A 15,668-nucleotide genomic window follows, 5' to 3' on the forward strand; every position below is an offset into this window, starting at 1 on the left:
CATTCGCATTCGCATTCGCATCCGCATTCGCATCCGCTCCGTCGTCGCGCCCGCTCTTTCTGCACACATCCGCACGCAAACAGATACTGCCGTAGCCAACATGCGTCGCGACGCATACTCTCTCTGCGCGTCCGACGCAATGGCCATCTCGGCGATATACGAATCACCGCCTGACGCCTCGTGTCCGTGGCAATGGGTAGGGTGATGCATGACCGGAAGCACCGGGCCTCCGCGTGCTCGCTGTGGCCCGGTGTCAGACTACTGAGTGAGTCAGAACGATTCAGAGTGATCCAGGAGGAACACGTGAACGGCGAAGCCACGACGACCCCCACCCACTTCGACGAAGAGGCGCAGGGCAGCGACACCGAAGCACGCGACAGCGTGCTCGCCGAGGCTCGAAAGATCCTCACGCAGAGCACGTCTGACGCTCCGACGCTCGACGCCGTGAACGACCTCGCCGATCTGCTCTCCAGGTACACTCGTGCGCTCGGCGACCAGGATGTGACCTCGATCGGGGGCGCGCTGCTCGCCGAGGTCGTCCAAGACCATCTCGACCTCGCATCCACTCGCGCCCACGGTGAGTCGCTGGTGCGCTTCACCAGCCCGGCCGCTCCCGATTCAGACGGGCAGCTCAGCGGTGCGCTGCTCATCGTGACGCCAGACAAGCCGTTCATCGTCGACTCTGTGCTCGCCGAGCTCGGCCGGCAGCACATCGATGTGCACGCGGTGGTGCACCCGACGTTCGTCGTCACGCGCGACTCCGACGGCCAGGTCGTGTCGGTGATCAGCCCGCCCACGGCCACCGCCCGCACCGAGTCTTTCGTGCTGCCCCAGCCTGGCCACGAAGTCACCGTCGAATCGTGGGTCTATGTCAGCACTGAGCTGATCGCGCACGACGACGTGCGGCAGGCCCTCGTTCAGGCGATCGAGAAGGTCATGGCCGATGTGACGCTGGTCAACGACGACTGGCCGCTCATGCGGGCTCAGGCTCAGCGCATCAGCGCCGAGCTGCGGGCCGCTCCCCCGCTCGGGCTCGAAGAGAGCTCCGCACAGGCCTCGCGATTCCTCGAGTGGCTCGACGACGACAACTTCACCTTCTTCGGTTATCAGGAGTACGACCTCGTCACCGTCGACGGCAACGACGCTCTGCAGCGGGTCACCGGCACTGGGCTCGGCCTCTTCCGCCCCCGCGACGGCGCCGTGACCCCGAAGTCGGACACCGCGTCGGCCGCCCCTGCGCCGAAGCCGCTGCTGCGCAAAAACCTCGAGAAGGCCCGCGAGCGCGATGTGCTCATCATCACCAAGGCCAACTCTCGGTCGACGGTGCACCGCGATGCATTCCTCGACTACATCGGCGTCAAGCGCTTCGACGCGTTCGGCCGGGTCGACGGCGAGCGCCGCTTTCTCGGCCTGTTCACGCTGACCAGCTACACACAGTCGGTGCTGAGCATCCCGGTCGTCGCCGACAAGGTGCAGAACGTGCTCGAACGCAGCGGCTTTCGCACCGACAGCCACAACGGCCGCGATGTGCTCGCCCTGCTCGAGACATACCCCCGCGACGAGCTGTTCCAGGCCGACACAGACACGCTGCGACACAACGTGCTGATTCTGCGGCAGGTCGCCGAGCGGCGGCGCAGCTGGGTGTTCCTTCGCACCGACCCCTATGAGCGGTTCGTGACGGCACTCGTCTATCTGCCTCGCGACGCGTTCAACACGCAGGTGCGTCTGGGCATCTCAGACCTGCTTCAGCAGACCTACCACGCTGCCTATGTCGAGCACGAGTCGCGTATGTCCGACTCGGCGCTGGCGCGACTCTACTTCGTCGCACGTCTGAAACCGGGCGAGCTGCTGCCCGATGCCGACATCGATGCTCTACACGCGCGCATCATCGGGCTCACCCGCACCTGGCACGATCAGCTCGCCGAGCTGGTGGCGAGCCGCTCGGGCCAGATCGCCGCGGCGTCCGTCGCCCGTCAGCTGCGGCAGGCGTTCCCCGACAGCTATCGCGAGGCCTTCACACCCGCTGAAGCGCTGGCAGATCTGCCACATCTGTATGCGGTCGCATCGCCCGAGTCGGCACTGCCGGGCGCGCTGAACACGTCGCCCGCAGCCGTGACGGCAAAGCCGGCGGATGCTTCGGCCGAGACCTCGCCGACCTCCATCTTCGAGGCCGAGGGCGTCGTTCGCACACCGGCGCCGAGCGCCATCGCGCATGCCGACCGGCTCTCCCTGCGGCTGTATCGAGACGATGACGGCGAAGCGCACGTGAAAGTCTTTCACGACGAGCCGATCGCACTGTCAGAGGTGCTGCCGATCTTCACGAACCTCGGTGTCGAGGTCGTCAACGAACACCCATTCGTGGTGCAGACCGGCCCGGGCCACTCCCCGGTCTACGTGCACGACTACGGGGTGCGCGCAGCTGACACTCTTGACAGCCTCGCGGCCGACTTCGTCGAGGCGTTCGCGGCGGCCTGGCTGGGCTGGGTCGAGTCCGACCCGCTCGACCGCCTGGTCACCACCACTCGTGCGACCTGGCGTGAGGTCAGCGTACTGCGCGCCTACGTGCGCTACCTGCGACAGATCGGGCTCGCCTACTCGACGACGTTCATCGCCAGAACCCTCGTCGACCACGCAGACATCACACTGGCTCTCGTCGAGCTGTTCGAGCAGTCGTTCGACCCGGCCGTCGGCGGCACGATCGACGAGCGCCGCGAACGCGTGCTCGCCATCCAGACCGACATCGAACAGGCGCTGACGAAGATCACCAGCCTCGACATCGACACGGTGCTGCGCCGGCTCACCGAAGCGGTGATCGCCACGGTGCGCACCAGCGCGTATCAGTTCGCCGCCGACGGATCACCCAAGCCGCAGATCACTTTCAAGATCGAGCCGCGGCGCATCAGCGGCGTGCCTCAGCCGGTGCCGCTCTTCGAGCTCTGGGTCTACTCACCCGAAGTCGAGGGCGTGCACCTGCGCTTCGGCCAGGTCGCCCGTGGCGGTCTGCGCTGGTCCGATCGACGCGAAGACTTTCGCACCGAGGTGCTCGGCCTGGTCAAGGCGCAGGTCGTCAAGAACGCGGTCATCGTGCCTACGGGGGCCAAGGGCGGCTTCTACCCGAAGCGTCTGCCCGACCCGAGCGTTGACCGTGGCGCGTGGATGTCAGCCGGCCAAGACGCCTACCGACTGTTCATCAGCGGCATGCTCGACGTCACCGACAACCGCGACTTGGCGGCAGGCACGGTCACGCGTCCAGAAGCCGTGGTCGCGTACGACCCCGACGATCCGTATCTGGTCGTCGCCGCAGACAAAGGCACCGCCCGCTTCTCAGACACCGCGAACGAGATCGCCGTCGCCTACGGGTTCTGGCTGCAGGACGCCTTCGCGTCAGGCGGCTCGCACGGCTACGACCACAAAACCATGGGCATCACCGCCCGCGGAGCCTGGACCTCGGTCGAACGGCACTTCCGCGAGCTCGGCGTCGACGTGGCGACCGACCCGTTCACCGCGGTCGGCATCGGAGACATGTCTGGCGACGTGTTCGGCAACGGGCTGCTGCGCAGCCACAGCATCCGTCTTGTCGCAGCGTTCGACCACCGCGACATCTTCCTTGACCCGCAGCCTGACGCCGAGGCGGCCTGGAACGAGCGTCTGCGCCTCTTCGAGAAGCCCGGCTCGTCGTGGGCCGACTACAGCCCCGAGCTGATCAGTGAGGGCGGCGGCGTCTACTCGCGGGCGTCGAAGGCGGTGCCGATCTCGCCTGAGGTCGCAGCGGTGCTGGGGCTCGACCGCGATGGCGAGGCCCCAGCCACGCTCACGCCGAACGAGCTGATCAAGGCGCTGCTGACCGCGCCGACCGATCTGCTCTACAACGGCGGCATCGGCACATACGTCAAAGCCAGCAGCGAATCAGACGCAGAGATCGGCGACCGGGCCAACGACGCGATCCGCGTCGACGGGCGCGACCTGCGCGTGCGAGTGGTCGGCGAAGGCGGCAACCTGGGGTTCAGTCAGGCCGGGCGCGTCGAGGCAGCCGAGCATGGCATCCGGCTGAACACCGACGCCATCGACAACTCGGCCGGCGTCGACACGTCAGACCGCGAGGTGAACCTCAAGATTCTGCTCGCGTCGCCGCAGGCAGACGGCCACGTGCTGACCTTCGACGAGCGCAACGAGCTGCTCTCGTCGATGACCGACGAAGTCGCGCAGCTGGTGCTCACCGACAACTATCGGCAGAACCGCGCACTCGGCCTCGAGCGCGATCGTGGTGAGCTGATGCCCTCGTACCAGCGGCTGGTCGCGGCGTGGGAGGCCAGCGGTGTGCTCGATCGCACCCTCGAGTATCTGCCAGAAGACAGCGAGTTCGATCGACGCATCGCCGCCGGTGAGGGCCTCACCTCGCCTGAGCTCGCGATCGTGCTCTCGTACGCCAAGATCACGCTGAAGCATGCGATTCTTGAGTCGAGCGTGCCTGACGAACCGTGGACGGACCAGCTGCTGCGCGAGTACTTTCCGCCCGAGGTGGTCACCCGCTACGGCGAGGCGCTCGAGCGGCATCCGCTGGCGCGCGAGATCAAGGCCACGACTCTGGCCAACGACATCGTCGACCACGGTGGCGTGCAGTTCGTGTTCAGCGTGATCGAAGAGACCAGCGACGACCCGGCGCAGGTGGTGCGGGCATGGGCGGTCATTCGTGAGGCTTTCGAAGTCGACACCGTCTTCGGCGACATCGCGGCCACCGACAACGCCGTCTCGACCGAGACGCAGGACGGCATGCTGATCCGCTTCAAACGGGCACTCGGCCGCGGCGTTCGTCTGCTGCTCGAAACGCACAGCGAGAGACTCGACGTGCCGCAGCTGCGCGAGCGGTACGTGCGGCCGCTGGCCCGACTGCGCAGCGAGCTGCCGGCTCTGCATCACGGTGAGCACGAGCAGCGCACCGAGGCCGGCCTGGTCGATGCCGGGGTGCCGGCCACCGTCGCCGAGCGCAGCGCATTCGCTCTCGAAGAGGTGCATCTCATCGGTGTGGTCGACCTGGTCGACGAGGCGCAGGCTTCGCCCTCGTCGGCGGATGCCGCAGGCGGGTCCGACGCGTCGGATGCGGCACTCGAACACGCGGCAGCAGTCGAGTTCCTGGCGTTGCGCCGGTACCACCTCGAGCAGCTGCTGCAGCTGGTCAGCCGTCTGCCACGGCACGACCTGTGGCAGACGCTCGCACGCTCGTCGCTGCGCCAAGATGTCTACGGGGTGCTGCGCCAGATCACGGGCAGCGCCCTGCAGACGGTCGAGGCGTCGCAGCACGGTGACCAGCGCGACACCGCCTCAGCTCGGCTCGATGCGTGGGAGGCGCAGCATGCCGGCACCATCGACCGTGTGCGGGCGCTGGCGAACCGACTCTCCGAGGCTCCCACCGGAGATGCCTCGCCGCTCGTGGTGGCGCTGCGACTGCTGCGCACCGTGCTGTGAGCCGAGGGGCCGTGGTCACACCGTCACAAGGTAGATCGCCACGGCGTGGCAGGCGAAGGCCAGCACCGTGAACGAGTGGAACACCTCGTGGAACCCGAACACCTTCGGAAACGGATTCGGCTTCTTCAGCGCATAGACCACGGCCCCAATGCTGTACAGCAGACCGCCCACGATCACGAGGATCATCGTCGCCGGGTTCGCCCGGTAGAACGCCGGCACGTACATGACGGCGCCCCAGCCCAGCAGCAGGTAGATCACCACATAGAGCCAGCGGGGCGCGCCGATCCAGAACACCCTGAAGAGGATGCCGGCGAGCGCCGCGCTCCAGACGATCAGCAGCAGCGTTCTCGCCTGTGTCGGCGGCAGCGTCATCGTGGCGAGCGGCGTGTACGTGCCCGCGATCAGCAGCAGGATGTTCGAGTGGTCGATGCGTTTGAGCACCAGCTTCACTCGCGGCCCCCAGTTGAAGATGTGATAGACCGCCGAATTGCCGAAGAGCATGATCGACGAGGCCATGTAGACGGCGCAGGCCAGCTTCGGCCACAGTCCGTGCGCCAGGGTGATCAGCACGATGCCGCTGGCCAGCGCCAACGGAAAGCTCACTGCATGCAGCCACCCGCGCAGCATGGGTTTGTCGCCACGGATCTCGCGGGTGACCTCGGTGATCGGCAGGTGCGGCAGTCGAGGTTCCTCGGCCTGAACGGCACGCTCGACCTCCTGCTCAGTGCCGTTGACGGCAGCGCACTCAGCCGGCCGTGCACCGTCAGGCTCTGCTCGAATCAGGCTCTCGGCATCCGCCGCAGAACCCTCAGCCGCGGCCCTCGCACCCGGCGCACCCTGTGCGTTCCCCGCATCAGCCCCCACACCCTGCCCCCGTGTCTGGTCGCTCATGGGCCACAGTTTACTCGCGAGCGGATCAGCGGCCAGCCCGCGACCGCCCGCAATTGGGTATCGTTGGGGGAGTGTCCAGTACCGCACATCGCACCCCTCTGCTGTATCGCATCTACGAGCGTCGTCTTGAGAAGCAGCTGAGGCAGCAGACTCCTCCGCAGCATGTGGCGGTGATTCTGGACGGCAACCGTCGCTGGGCGCAGAAGCAGAACTCCCAGGCGGCGACCGGGCATCGCGCCGGAGCCGCTGTGATCCGAGAGTTCCTCGGGTGGTGTGACGGGCTCGGCATCGGCATCGTGACGCTGTATCTGCTGTCGACCGACAATCTCAGCCACCGCGGAACCGACGAGCTCACCCAGCTGATACAGATCATCATCGATCTCACCGATGAGATCTCGCGCTGCAGCGACTGGCGCATTCATCATGTGGGCAGCATCGACGATCTGCCGCGTGAGCTGGTCGAGGCGCTGCAGTCAGCCGAGGCGCGCACTGCCGACGCCACCGGCATGCAGGTGAATCTCGCGGTCGGCTACGGCGGTCGCCGTGAGATTGTGGATGCGGTGCGCCTGGCCGCCCGTGACTGGGAAGATCAGGGGCGGTCGCTGGCGCAGTTCGCCGCGAAGGTCAGCGAGAGCGAGATCGCGAGCCATCTCTACACGGGCAGCCAGCCCGACCCCGACCTGATTCTGCGCACCTCTGGAGAGCAGCGGCTGAGCGACTTTCTGCTCTGGCAGGCGGCGCACAGCGAGTTCTACTTCGCTGACGTGTTGTGGCCTGATTTTCGCCGGGTCGACTTCTTGCGCGCTCTGCGGGCGTATGCCCTGCGGCAGCGACGCTTCGGCAGCTGATCGGTCGCTCTGGCGGGCGGCCTTGGTGGCCGGATGGTAGGAATGGCGCCTAGGCTGCCCCGACGGTCGGAACAGTAGGGATGTCCGGTACGGCGGCTCATCCAGACGTCCCAAATGACGCCACCACGTCCAGACGTCTCAAATGTCGCCCCACAGCATCCAGCCGGCTCAAATGACGACGCACAACATCCAGACATGGAACTTGGCATGCCTCGATCACGCTGACAGACATTTGGGACGGCTCGATGAGTCTGGCCAACACCTGGGACGGGCGGATACAGCGGGACAGGAATCGACTGGGTCGAACGCGGCCGAACAACGGGCAGCAGCCGGAGGTTAGCCGCAGCACAATGGCAACAGCCGGGCTTTCAGTGGGCAGAGCAGTGACAAAGACCCGCCACCGCTGCAACAGCCTCGCACCTGCCAACCGCACCGCCCCAGTCCTGAGCACCACAACCGCCCAGGCCAAAGCCAGGTCAGACGCCCCTAGCCGCGGTTCCTGCGCTTGGCCTCGCGGCGGGCAGCACGAGCCTCGAACTTGGCATCGCGCTCGGCGATCTGCCGCTTCTTACGCTCGAACGGATCAACCGGCTCATCGTCTTCGTCGAGCCCTTCGGGGAACTCCTCTTCGACCACACCGTACTTCTCAGCCAGCTCGACCCGCGCCTCACGACGGTAGCGCATGCGTCGCAGTCGCCGAACCAGGTCGAAGACCAGAAGAGCCACGAGTATGGCGATGACGAAGATCGCGAAGAAGGCGCCCGGTCCGGCGCCGATCTGCTGCTGATCCTGCTGAGGCTGGTCAGTCGGCGACGGCGAGGGGCTGGTCTCCGTCTCGGCACTCCAAGCGTCAGCGATCGGCAGAGCCGAAGTCACGGTTTCAGGCAGCACAGTCATGGTCTCTAGTCTCTCACGGTCGGGGCACGATCAATCGTCACGCTGCAGCGCCTCAAGCGCCTGCAGCCCCATCGACTCCGGCAGCAGCATCGCTCGTCGCACCAGCATCCCCGATGCCAGCATCATCACCATCGTCCGCGACACCGGCAAAGAGGTCGTGTTCGGGAATCGCGGTCGGCACCCGCGAGTCGACCAGCTGGTAATCCTCGTGGGGCCACACCCGTCGTTGCAGGTCGTTGGGCAGAAAGAAGAACGGGCTGTCTGGCGCGACTTGGCTCTCATGCGAGCGCAGCGCCGCATCGCGCGTCTCGAAGCACTCCCCGCACTCCACCTGGGTCGTGACCTTGAGCGGCCGTTCCCGAAACAGCTCCGCGACCTCGCCGACCCGAGCGGCGGCCGCAGCCCGCTCGTCAGCCTCAGCGGTTCGCTCGACGGTGCCATCGCCTCCCTCGCAGCCGTTCGCCCCGCTGCTGCAGGTCTCGCTGATGTCAGCGGCCATCGCCGCGTGCACCGCCTGAAAGCGCTGGTAGTTCTGGATGCGGTCGTAGTACAGCTTCTGCACCTGCCACGCCGGCCCGAGATCCGGGTGCACGGTGGCATCGGCAGCCGCGCGCAGCGCGTGCACGCTCACCTCATGGCAGCGAATGTGGTCGGGGTGCGGGTAGCCGCCGTTCTCGTCGTAGGTGATGAGCACGTGGGGGCGGATGCGACGGATCGCCCGGATGAGCGGCTGCACGGTGAGCTCGATGGGCAGAGATGCGAATGAGAGCGGTGGCACCGTCTCGCCGGGGTCAGGCAGGCCGCTGTCACGGTAGCCGAGCCAGATGTGGTCGACACCGAGGATGTCGCGGGCAGCCGCCATCTCGGTGTGGCGCAGACCGGCGATGTCGCGTTCGGCCCACGCAATGCGACGCAGGCCCGGGTTGAGCACCGAGCCGCTCTCACCGCCGGTGCAGCTGACCACCGTGACGCTGGCTCCGGCCTGCGCATAGTGTGCGAATGTGGCAGCCCCTTTGCTCGACTCGTCGTCGGGATGCGCGTGCACGGCCATCAGGCGAAGTGTCACTGGCGGGCCTCCTCAGCTGCGGTTGCGCACTGGGCGGGGCGTGCGCGTCCGTCGCCGGACGCATCGTCACTCGCGTGCGCAGACTCAAGTGTAATCAGAGTGGTCGACTGCGATCGTTCCCGACGTGTCTGACCCGCATCGTTCCCGACGTGTCTGAGTCGCACTGACACAGATAGACTCAAGCGGAGTGACTGTCGAGACAAGGTGAGGGTCGGAGCATGAGTGCAGGCAACAGTGCGATGCTGCAGGAGCGCTACGGCCGGGCTCCCCGTCGGCTGAGTCGCCGCGGCTGGATCTGGCTCGGCTCGGCACTCATCGTGCTCTCGATCATTGCGCTCGCCTGGTTCTCTGCATCGCAGCCGATGGCGTCGGTGCAGGCCAAGACGACGACGTCGGCGATCGACGATCACGGCAATGCGACCGTGCGGTTCACGCTCAACGTCGCCCCAGGCACTACGACGCGCTGTGCGGTCGACGCCCGTGGCGAAGGCCAGAGTCAGGTCGGGTGGAAGTACGTCGACGTGCCGGCAGCTGACGCGCAGAGCCGCACCATTGAGGTCACCGTGAAGACCGTACAGCCGGCCATGGCCGGTTCGGTCGACAGCTGCTGGATCGTCTGACCCGCCGTTCGCAGACTGCACGAGCGGCCACTCCCTGTCAGAGGGTGGGGGTACAATTGGCCTTTAGTCATCTGAGGAGAGTGCAATGGCTGATCAGCAAGAGGGAACCTGGCTGACGCAGGAGGCATACGACCGCCTGCACGAAGAGCTCGACCATCTGCGCGGCCCCTGGCGCCGCGACATCGCGAAGCGCATCGAAGAGGCGCGCGAAGAGGGCGACCTTCGAGAGAACGGCGGCTATCATGCTGCGAAAGACGAGCAGGGCAAGTTCGAGGGGCGCATTCGCGAGCTCGAGGCGCTGCTGCACAACGCGCAGGTCGGCACCGTCGAGGTAGAAGACGGCCGCGCCGCTCGGGGAACCGTCGTCACAGCCAATGTCGCCGGTCGCGAGCTGCGCTTTCTGCTCGGCAACCGTGAGATCGCCAGCGGCGACATCAAGGTCTTCAGCGAAGCGAGCCCCCTGGGCGGCGCCGTTGTGAATCACAAGGCCGGCGAGACCGTCTCGTACGAGGCTCCCAACGGCAAGACCATGCAGGTCGAGATCGTCTCGGTCGAGACCTACTCAGGCGAGTAGGCTCACCGCACGATCTGCGGATCGTACCCGATCTCGCGCAGACTGTTGAGCACCTGCTGCAGGTGTTCCTCACCCTTCGTCTCAACCGAGATCTGCAGTTCGACCGCACCGATGTCGAAGCCCTTGCCATGGCGCGTGTGCAGCACTTCGACCACGTTCGCATCCTGGCCGGCCACGTGCTCCGAGATGATCTGCAGCTGCCCCGGCCGGTCGGGCAGCATCACTGAGATGGTGGCGTAGCGCGACAGCTCGACCAGACCGTACTGGATGATCTGCTGCAGCAGCAGCGGGTCGATGTTGCCGCCCGATGCGATCGCGACAGTCGTCCCGTCACTGTGCACCTTGCCCGCGAGAATCGCCGCGGGGGCAGCCGCACCTGCCGGCTCGACGACGAGCTTCGCGCGCTCGAGCATCAGCACGATGGCCCGCGCGATCTCTTCATCGCGCACCGTCACGATCTCGTCAACGAGATCGCGGATGATCTCGAAGTTCAATGTTCCCGGGCGGCCGACCGCGATACCGTCAGCGATGCTCGGATGCACCGGTACGGTCACGGGGTGCCCCGCCTCGAGCGAGGGCAGATACGAGCTGGCGCGGTCTGACTGCACCCCCACCACACGGATGCGATGGCCGAGCAGCTGCGCCTTCTGCTTCACCGCTGCGGCGACGCCCGAGATGAGGCCTCCCCCGCCGATCGGCACGACGACGGTCTCGACGTCGGGCTGCTGGTCGAGAATCTCGAGCCCGATCGTTCCGGCGCCGGCGATCACTCTCGGGTCGTCGTACGGCGGGATGAACGTGGCACCGGTCTCGGCGCTGAACGCCTTGGCCGCAGCCAAGGTGCGGTCGAAGATGTCGCCTTCGAGCACCACTTCGGCTCCGTAGCGCCGGGTGGCCTGCAGCTTGGGCAGCGCCACACCGATCGGCATGAAGATCGTCGCTTTGATGCCCAGCTCACGAGCCGCCATCGCGACGCCCTGCGCGTGGTTGCCCGCCGAAGCTGCGACGACTCCGTGGGCACGTTCTTCGTCAGTCAGCGAGAGCAGCTTGGTGTACGCCCCGCGCACTTTGTAGGCTCCGGTGCGCTGCAGGTTCTCGCATTTGATGAACACCTCGTGACCGAGCTCGGCGCCCAAAGCCTTCGACCGCTCGATCGGAGTGATCTTGGCAATCTGCGAGACGTTCGCGCGTGCTCGTTCAATCTCTTGCAGCGAAGGTGCCGCGGCGAGTCCTGTTGGTGTGGTCATGTGAAGTTCTTCTGCTTTCGTGCGATTTCACCGGTCACACGCGGCACCGTGTGCAGATGGTCTGAACCATGCATGCAATGCTGCGACGTTCCCAGAATACCGGCCGGTCGGTTCGAAGGCAGGCGCAGCAGCCGACTGCGTCTGCAAGGAGGCTTGGTGCGGGCTGGCGCAGGGCGCTCAGCCCTTGGTAATTCTCGGCCCGTCGCCGTTCTCGTCTTCGGGCCCGTCTTCGTTCGAGGTGCCCGCATCGTGGGCGTCTGCAGCGACGGATGCCCCATCGCTGAGCCCGTTGGCTACGGCCGCTGCGACCACGGCTGCGTCTTTCTTCGCCGCATGCGGACCAGTGAACGACGACCTGCCAGAGTTGTCATCGATGGTCAGCTGCACGCCTTGGGCGAAGAGATCGGTCTCCCAGTCACGGTCGCCGAAGTAGTTGACGATGCGGTTCGTCACCGCGACGAAGGGAACCGCGAAGAGCGCACCGGGAATGCCGGCGAGCATCGTGCCGATGGCCACAGAGAGCACCACGCCGAGCGGGTGCACCTTGACCGCATTGCCCATGATCAGCGGCTGCATCACGTGGCTCTCGAGCTGCTGCACAGCGATGACGACCGCGAGCATGATGAACGCGATGATCCATCCCTTGTAGACCAAGGCCACGACGCAGACCAGAATGCCCGAGACGATCGCACCGACGAAGGGCACGAACGATCCCATGAACACCAGAATCGACAGTGGCACCACCATGGGCAGACCAAGGATCGCGGCACCGATGCCGATGCCGACAGCGTCGCAGGCGGCCACCAGAATCTGCACGCGCACATAGCTCGACAGCGTGCGCCAGCCCGCGTGGCCGGCACCAGAGACCGCCGCGCGCACCCGCGTCGGCACCAGGCGCATGGCCCAGAAGAAGATGGTTCGCCCGTCGGCGAGAAAGAAGATCAGTGAGAAGAGCACGAGCAGCACACCGGTGGCGATGTGCCCGGCAGTGGTGCCCACCGAGAGCGCGCCGCTGACGATCGCGTGGCTGTCCTGCTGCGCCGAATGCCACAGCCCGCCGAGGTAGCTGTTGATGTCGTCTTCGGTGATGTGCAGCGGCGAGTCGAGCAGGAAGGTCTTGAGTTCGCGGTAGGCGTTCTCCGAGTGCTCTATCAGCCCGTTCAGGCCGCGGCTGAGCTGGGTGGCGATCGTCCAGAACAGCCCGGCGACGATGGCCAGGAAGCCGAGTTCGACCAGTGCCACCGCAAGCCAGAGATGCATGCCGTGCCGGCGCAGCCAGAGCACGAGCGGGCGCAGCAGCGAGGCGAAGAGCACGGCGACCACCACGGGGATCACCACGAGTCTGATCTGCACGACCGTCCAAACGATCAGTGCGACAGCCGCCACGATGATGATCACCCGCCAGCTCCAGCCGGCGGCGATGCGCACGCCCAGGGGCACGAACTCGCTCTCGCGATCCGACGACCGGTCTCGACCTGAGTCTGCTGACATGCTCAGTATTCTAGTCGTGCGCGCAGACACCACCGTGCCACACGCGACCCTTCACAGCGCAGTGACATGCCACGCGGCCGTCAGCCGCGCAGCGAGGTGAGCGAGGCATCCGGCAGCGAACGTTTGCGGGCGACTTTGGGACGATCGGTCATCTCACCGACATAGAGCCACCCAAGCAGCTGTTCGTGCTCACCCAAGCCATGGAACTCACGCACGGCAGCCTCTTCGACGACGCGCCCGGTGCGCCAGAAAGAACCCCACCCTTCGGCCTGCAGCAGCAGCTGCAGCCCGTGCACGACCTCGACGGCCACCGCGAGCTGCTCCCACTGCGGCACCTTGTAGTACTTGTCAGCGCGGTAGCTGCCGACCACCGCGATCAGCAGGGGCGCACGCAGCGGCTTCGTGCTCGGGTGCTTGTCACCGTGAGCCTCGCTCATCGCAGCCCCCAGCCGGGAGCGCTCGTCGCCGCGCAGCGTGATCATGCGCCACGGGCGCAGCCCGGAGTGATCGGCAGCATTGCCTGCCGATTTCAGATACTGGCGCAGCTGCTTGTCGCTGGGTGCCCGCTCGCCCACGCGTGGCTGCGATGCCCGCGCGCGCAGAGTCTTTGCCAGCCGCTTGCCGTCTTTGGTTCGAAAGCTCATGCTCTCAGCCTAGCGGCGAACATGCACCGGGTCGTCGCCGAACTGATGCTCGATCGCGGTGGCCAGAGTGCGACGCCACCATGCGTAATCATGGCCGCCGTTCACTTCGGTGAGCGTGACGTCCACACCCGCTTCGCTCAGCTGAGCCGCCAGCGCGCGCGTCGGTTCGAGCAGCACCCACTCCTGCAGGCCGACCTGCAGGTCGATGCGCGCACCCACCGGCGGCCGGGCGGCGGCCTCGAGCGCGACATCCGGCTGCCACAGCGCGGCAGACTGGCTGATCGCGCCACCGAACACGTCGGGACGCCGCACCACGGCAGCGATCGCGGCGAGACCGCCCAGGCTCTGGCCGGCGACGACGGTGCGATGAGGGTCCCAGCTCAGAGCCGCACCCCAGTGCTCGACCACCCACGGGCGCAGGCGGTCTGCGAGCCAGTCGACGATACCGCCGTGCTCGTCGAGCTCGTCCCAGCGGCGTTCGCGGTCGGCGCTGTCGACGAAGACGGCCAGCAGCGGAGGGATCACTCCCTCGGCGATCATATTGTCGAGGATGGTCGGCAGCGGTTGCACGCCCGCCCAGACGTCGCCGTCGAGCACGATGAGCAGGGGCAGCTGCTGGCCTGCGAGCATCGCCTGAGCGCCGGCGTCGGCGAGCGCCTGATGTGTGCGGCCAGGCTTCGCCACTTCGAGCGCGCTGGGCTCGTAGACCCAGAGGCGACGGTCGTCCGGGCCGAGGTGCTCGGCCAGCGTGCCCTCGGGAACGTCGTCGCGAGGCGCCCGCCATTCTTCGGACGGCGCGTGCCGCAACGCCACGACCGACATGCGCACCCCAGCCCGGTTCGTGATCTGGCGCAGGTTGCGCGGGTCGGGCAGCCCGTGGTCGAGCACCTCGCGGATGCCGCGCTGATCAAGCCCCTGCCACGGGACCGGTGCCCCCGGCAGCGCGATCTGGTAGCTGTACGAGGCAATCCAGTCGCGTCGCATGAGATAGCTGAGGTGCCACAGGTCGGTACCGGGGATGCGATGCATCAGCGACCGGTCGAGATCGGTCTCGTCGGTGATGCGGTTGATGAAGAGCAGCACCTGCTCGGCCGCGGCGTCATGCAGAACGAAAGTGACGATGCGGTGATCGGGATCGTCTGGGGCGTCGGGATTTTCGGGAGTGGCAGGCAGATGCTCGAACACCGGGCTCACCGGGTGCTCAGCCCGAAACTCGTCGGCGAGCGTCTGCGGCGTGCGTATGCCGTCAGGATGCTGGAGCAGGTCAGCGATACGGGATTCAAGCCCGGCGATCAACGGGCTGGTGGTCAGCGGTGCCGGTTCTGGGCGGCGGGTCTTCGGCGGATGCCGCCTGGCCGGGCTCATCTTCGGCTCCCCTGTTGGTTCGGCGACGCTCTTCACTGCGCATTCACCCGTTGTTTGCTCACCCGCTCATTCTGGCACGGTGGTCGGGCTCTGGCCATGCGCAGATGCACCTCACAGTGTGCAACCGTATGCAACCGGACTCGGCCGGGCTCAACGGGACTCGACCGCGCTCAACCGCTCACAGCCCCATCCGCCCCGACTCCCCCACGCCGGGCAGCCACCTGCCCCCAATCGACCCGTTCCTGGCATCCAGCCGCCCCAAATGCTGCACCACAGCATCCAGACATGGAACTTGGCATGTCTCGACGCCCACAAAACGACATTTCCCACGCCTCGATCCCGGGAGACGACTTTTCCGTGCCCTCGATCCCCAGGCGCGGCTCGCAGCCGGGATACCGTTCGCGAAAGTACAGAACCTGTGCCCATCACTCGCCAACACCCGCACGTTCTGCACACTCGCAGCCCACAGCGCAGACGCCCAACCCGAGACAGGTGCCCGCAGCACGAATGTCGACTAAGGTGAGCCTGTCCAATATTTCCCACACGAGAGGCGACCGAGATC

The 15,668-nt window shown here is 66.4% G+C and carries 11 protein-coding genes; 4 read left to right on the top strand and 7 right to left on the bottom strand.

Annotation, left to right across the window (positions count from 1 at the left end; all coding sequences use genetic code 11):
- Positions 1-303: 303 nt before the first annotated feature.
- A complete protein-coding gene (locus F8O07_RS10235; RefSeq protein ID WP_192496763.1) occupies positions 304-5,463 on the top strand; it encodes an NAD-glutamate dehydrogenase in 5,160 nt (1,719 codons plus the stop codon).
- Positions 5,464-5,478: 15 nt separating this feature from the next.
- Here the strand turns inward: F8O07_RS10235 and trhA are convergent, their stop codons facing one another.
- On the bottom strand, positions 5,479-6,090 hold the full coding sequence (gene trhA, locus F8O07_RS10240; RefSeq protein WP_158032164.1) for a PAQR family membrane homeostasis protein TrhA: 612 nt from the start codon (positions 6,088-6,090) through the stop codon (positions 5,479-5,481).
- Positions 6,091-6,425: 335 nt separating this feature from the next.
- Between trhA and F8O07_RS10245 the strand changes: the two genes are divergently transcribed.
- On the top strand, positions 6,426-7,202 hold the full coding sequence (locus F8O07_RS10245) for an isoprenyl transferase (RefSeq protein ID WP_158032088.1): 777 nt from the start codon (positions 6,426-6,428) through the stop codon (positions 7,200-7,202).
- Positions 7,203-7,688: 486 nt separating this feature from the next.
- Here F8O07_RS10245 and F8O07_RS10250 read toward each other — a convergent pair whose 3' ends face one another.
- The gene (locus F8O07_RS10250) at positions 7,689-8,099 is read right to left on the bottom strand and encodes a hypothetical protein (RefSeq protein WP_158032089.1); all 411 of its coding nucleotides are present in this window, start codon (positions 8,097-8,099) and stop codon (positions 7,689-7,691) included.
- A gap of 52 nt (positions 8,100-8,151) precedes the next feature.
- Positions 8,152-9,165, bottom strand: coding sequence for a mycothiol conjugate amidase Mca (mca, locus tag F8O07_RS10255; RefSeq protein ID WP_225733284.1), 1,014 nt, complete (start codon positions 9,163-9,165; stop codon positions 8,152-8,154).
- Between the two features lie 218 nt (positions 9,166-9,383).
- Between mca and F8O07_RS10260 the strand changes: the two genes are divergently transcribed.
- Together F8O07_RS10260 and greA are read left to right on the top strand one after the other, a co-directional pair.
- Positions 9,384-9,785 carry a DUF4307 domain-containing protein gene (locus F8O07_RS10260; RefSeq protein WP_158032090.1) on the top strand — a complete coding sequence of 134 codons (402 nt, stop codon included), beginning with the start codon at positions 9,384-9,386 and terminating at the stop codon, positions 9,783-9,785.
- Between the two features lie 85 nt (positions 9,786-9,870).
- Entirely contained in the window at positions 9,871-10,359 is a 489-nt protein-coding gene (gene greA, locus F8O07_RS10265; protein WP_158032091.1) for a transcription elongation factor GreA, read from the top strand.
- 2 nt (positions 10,360-10,361) lie between these two features.
- Here greA and ilvA read toward each other — a convergent pair whose 3' ends face one another.
- The 4 genes from ilvA to F8O07_RS10285 all read right to left on the bottom strand — a co-directional run bounded on the left by ilvA (position 10,362) and on the right by F8O07_RS10285 (position 15,106).
- Positions 10,362-11,606: a threonine ammonia-lyase gene (gene ilvA / locus F8O07_RS10270; protein WP_158032092.1), complete on the bottom strand. Its 1,245-nt coding sequence runs from the start codon at positions 11,604-11,606 to the stop codon at positions 10,362-10,364.
- Positions 11,607-11,783: 177 nt separating this feature from the next.
- Complete coding sequence (locus F8O07_RS10275; RefSeq protein ID WP_158032093.1) at positions 11,784-13,097, bottom strand: AI-2E family transporter; 1,314 nt, start codon at positions 13,095-13,097, stop codon at positions 11,784-11,786.
- Positions 13,098-13,177: 80 nt separating this feature from the next.
- Positions 13,178-13,741 (bottom strand): nitroreductase family protein, encoded by a 564-nt coding sequence (locus F8O07_RS10280; protein ID WP_158032094.1) that lies wholly within the window; start codon positions 13,739-13,741, stop codon positions 13,178-13,180.
- 9 nt (positions 13,742-13,750) lie between these two features.
- Positions 13,751-15,106, bottom strand: a complete 1,356-nt coding sequence (locus F8O07_RS10285; RefSeq protein WP_158032095.1) for an enterochelin esterase domain-containing protein — start codon at positions 15,104-15,106, stop codon at positions 13,751-13,753.
- Between the last annotated feature and the right edge of the window lie 562 nt (positions 15,107-15,668).

The sequence above is a fragment of the Pseudoclavibacter sp. CFCC 13796 genome (assembly GCF_008831185.1).
Lineage (GTDB): Bacteria > Actinomycetota > Actinomycetes > Actinomycetales > Microbacteriaceae > Pseudoclavibacter_A.

Coding starts and splice junctions, on each gene's coding strand:
- trhA (WP_158032164.1), bottom strand. CDS start 6,090: ATGCTGCGCGGGTGGCTGCATGCAGTGAGCTTTCCGTTGGCGCTGGCC.
- F8O07_RS10250 (WP_158032089.1), bottom strand. CDS start 8,099: ATGACTGTGCTGCCTGAAACCGTGACTTCGGCTCTGCCGATCGCTGAC.
- F8O07_RS10260 (WP_158032090.1), top strand. CDS start 9,384: ATGAGTGCAGGCAACAGTGCGATGCTGCAGGAGCGCTACGGCCGGGCT.
- greA (WP_158032091.1), top strand. CDS start 9,871: ATGGCTGATCAGCAAGAGGGAACCTGGCTGACGCAGGAGGCATACGAC.
- ilvA (WP_158032092.1), bottom strand. CDS start 11,606: ATGACCACACCAACAGGACTCGCCGCGGCACCTTCGCTGCAAGAGATT.
- F8O07_RS10275 (WP_158032093.1), bottom strand. CDS start 13,097: ATGTCAGCAGACTCAGGTCGAGACCGGTCGTCGGATCGCGAGAGCGAG.
- F8O07_RS10280 (WP_158032094.1), bottom strand. CDS start 13,741: ATGAGCTTTCGAACCAAAGACGGCAAGCGGCTGGCAAAGACTCTGCGC.
- F8O07_RS10285 (WP_158032095.1), bottom strand. CDS start 15,106: ATGAGCCCGGCCAGGCGGCATCCGCCGAAGACCCGCCGCCCAGAACCG.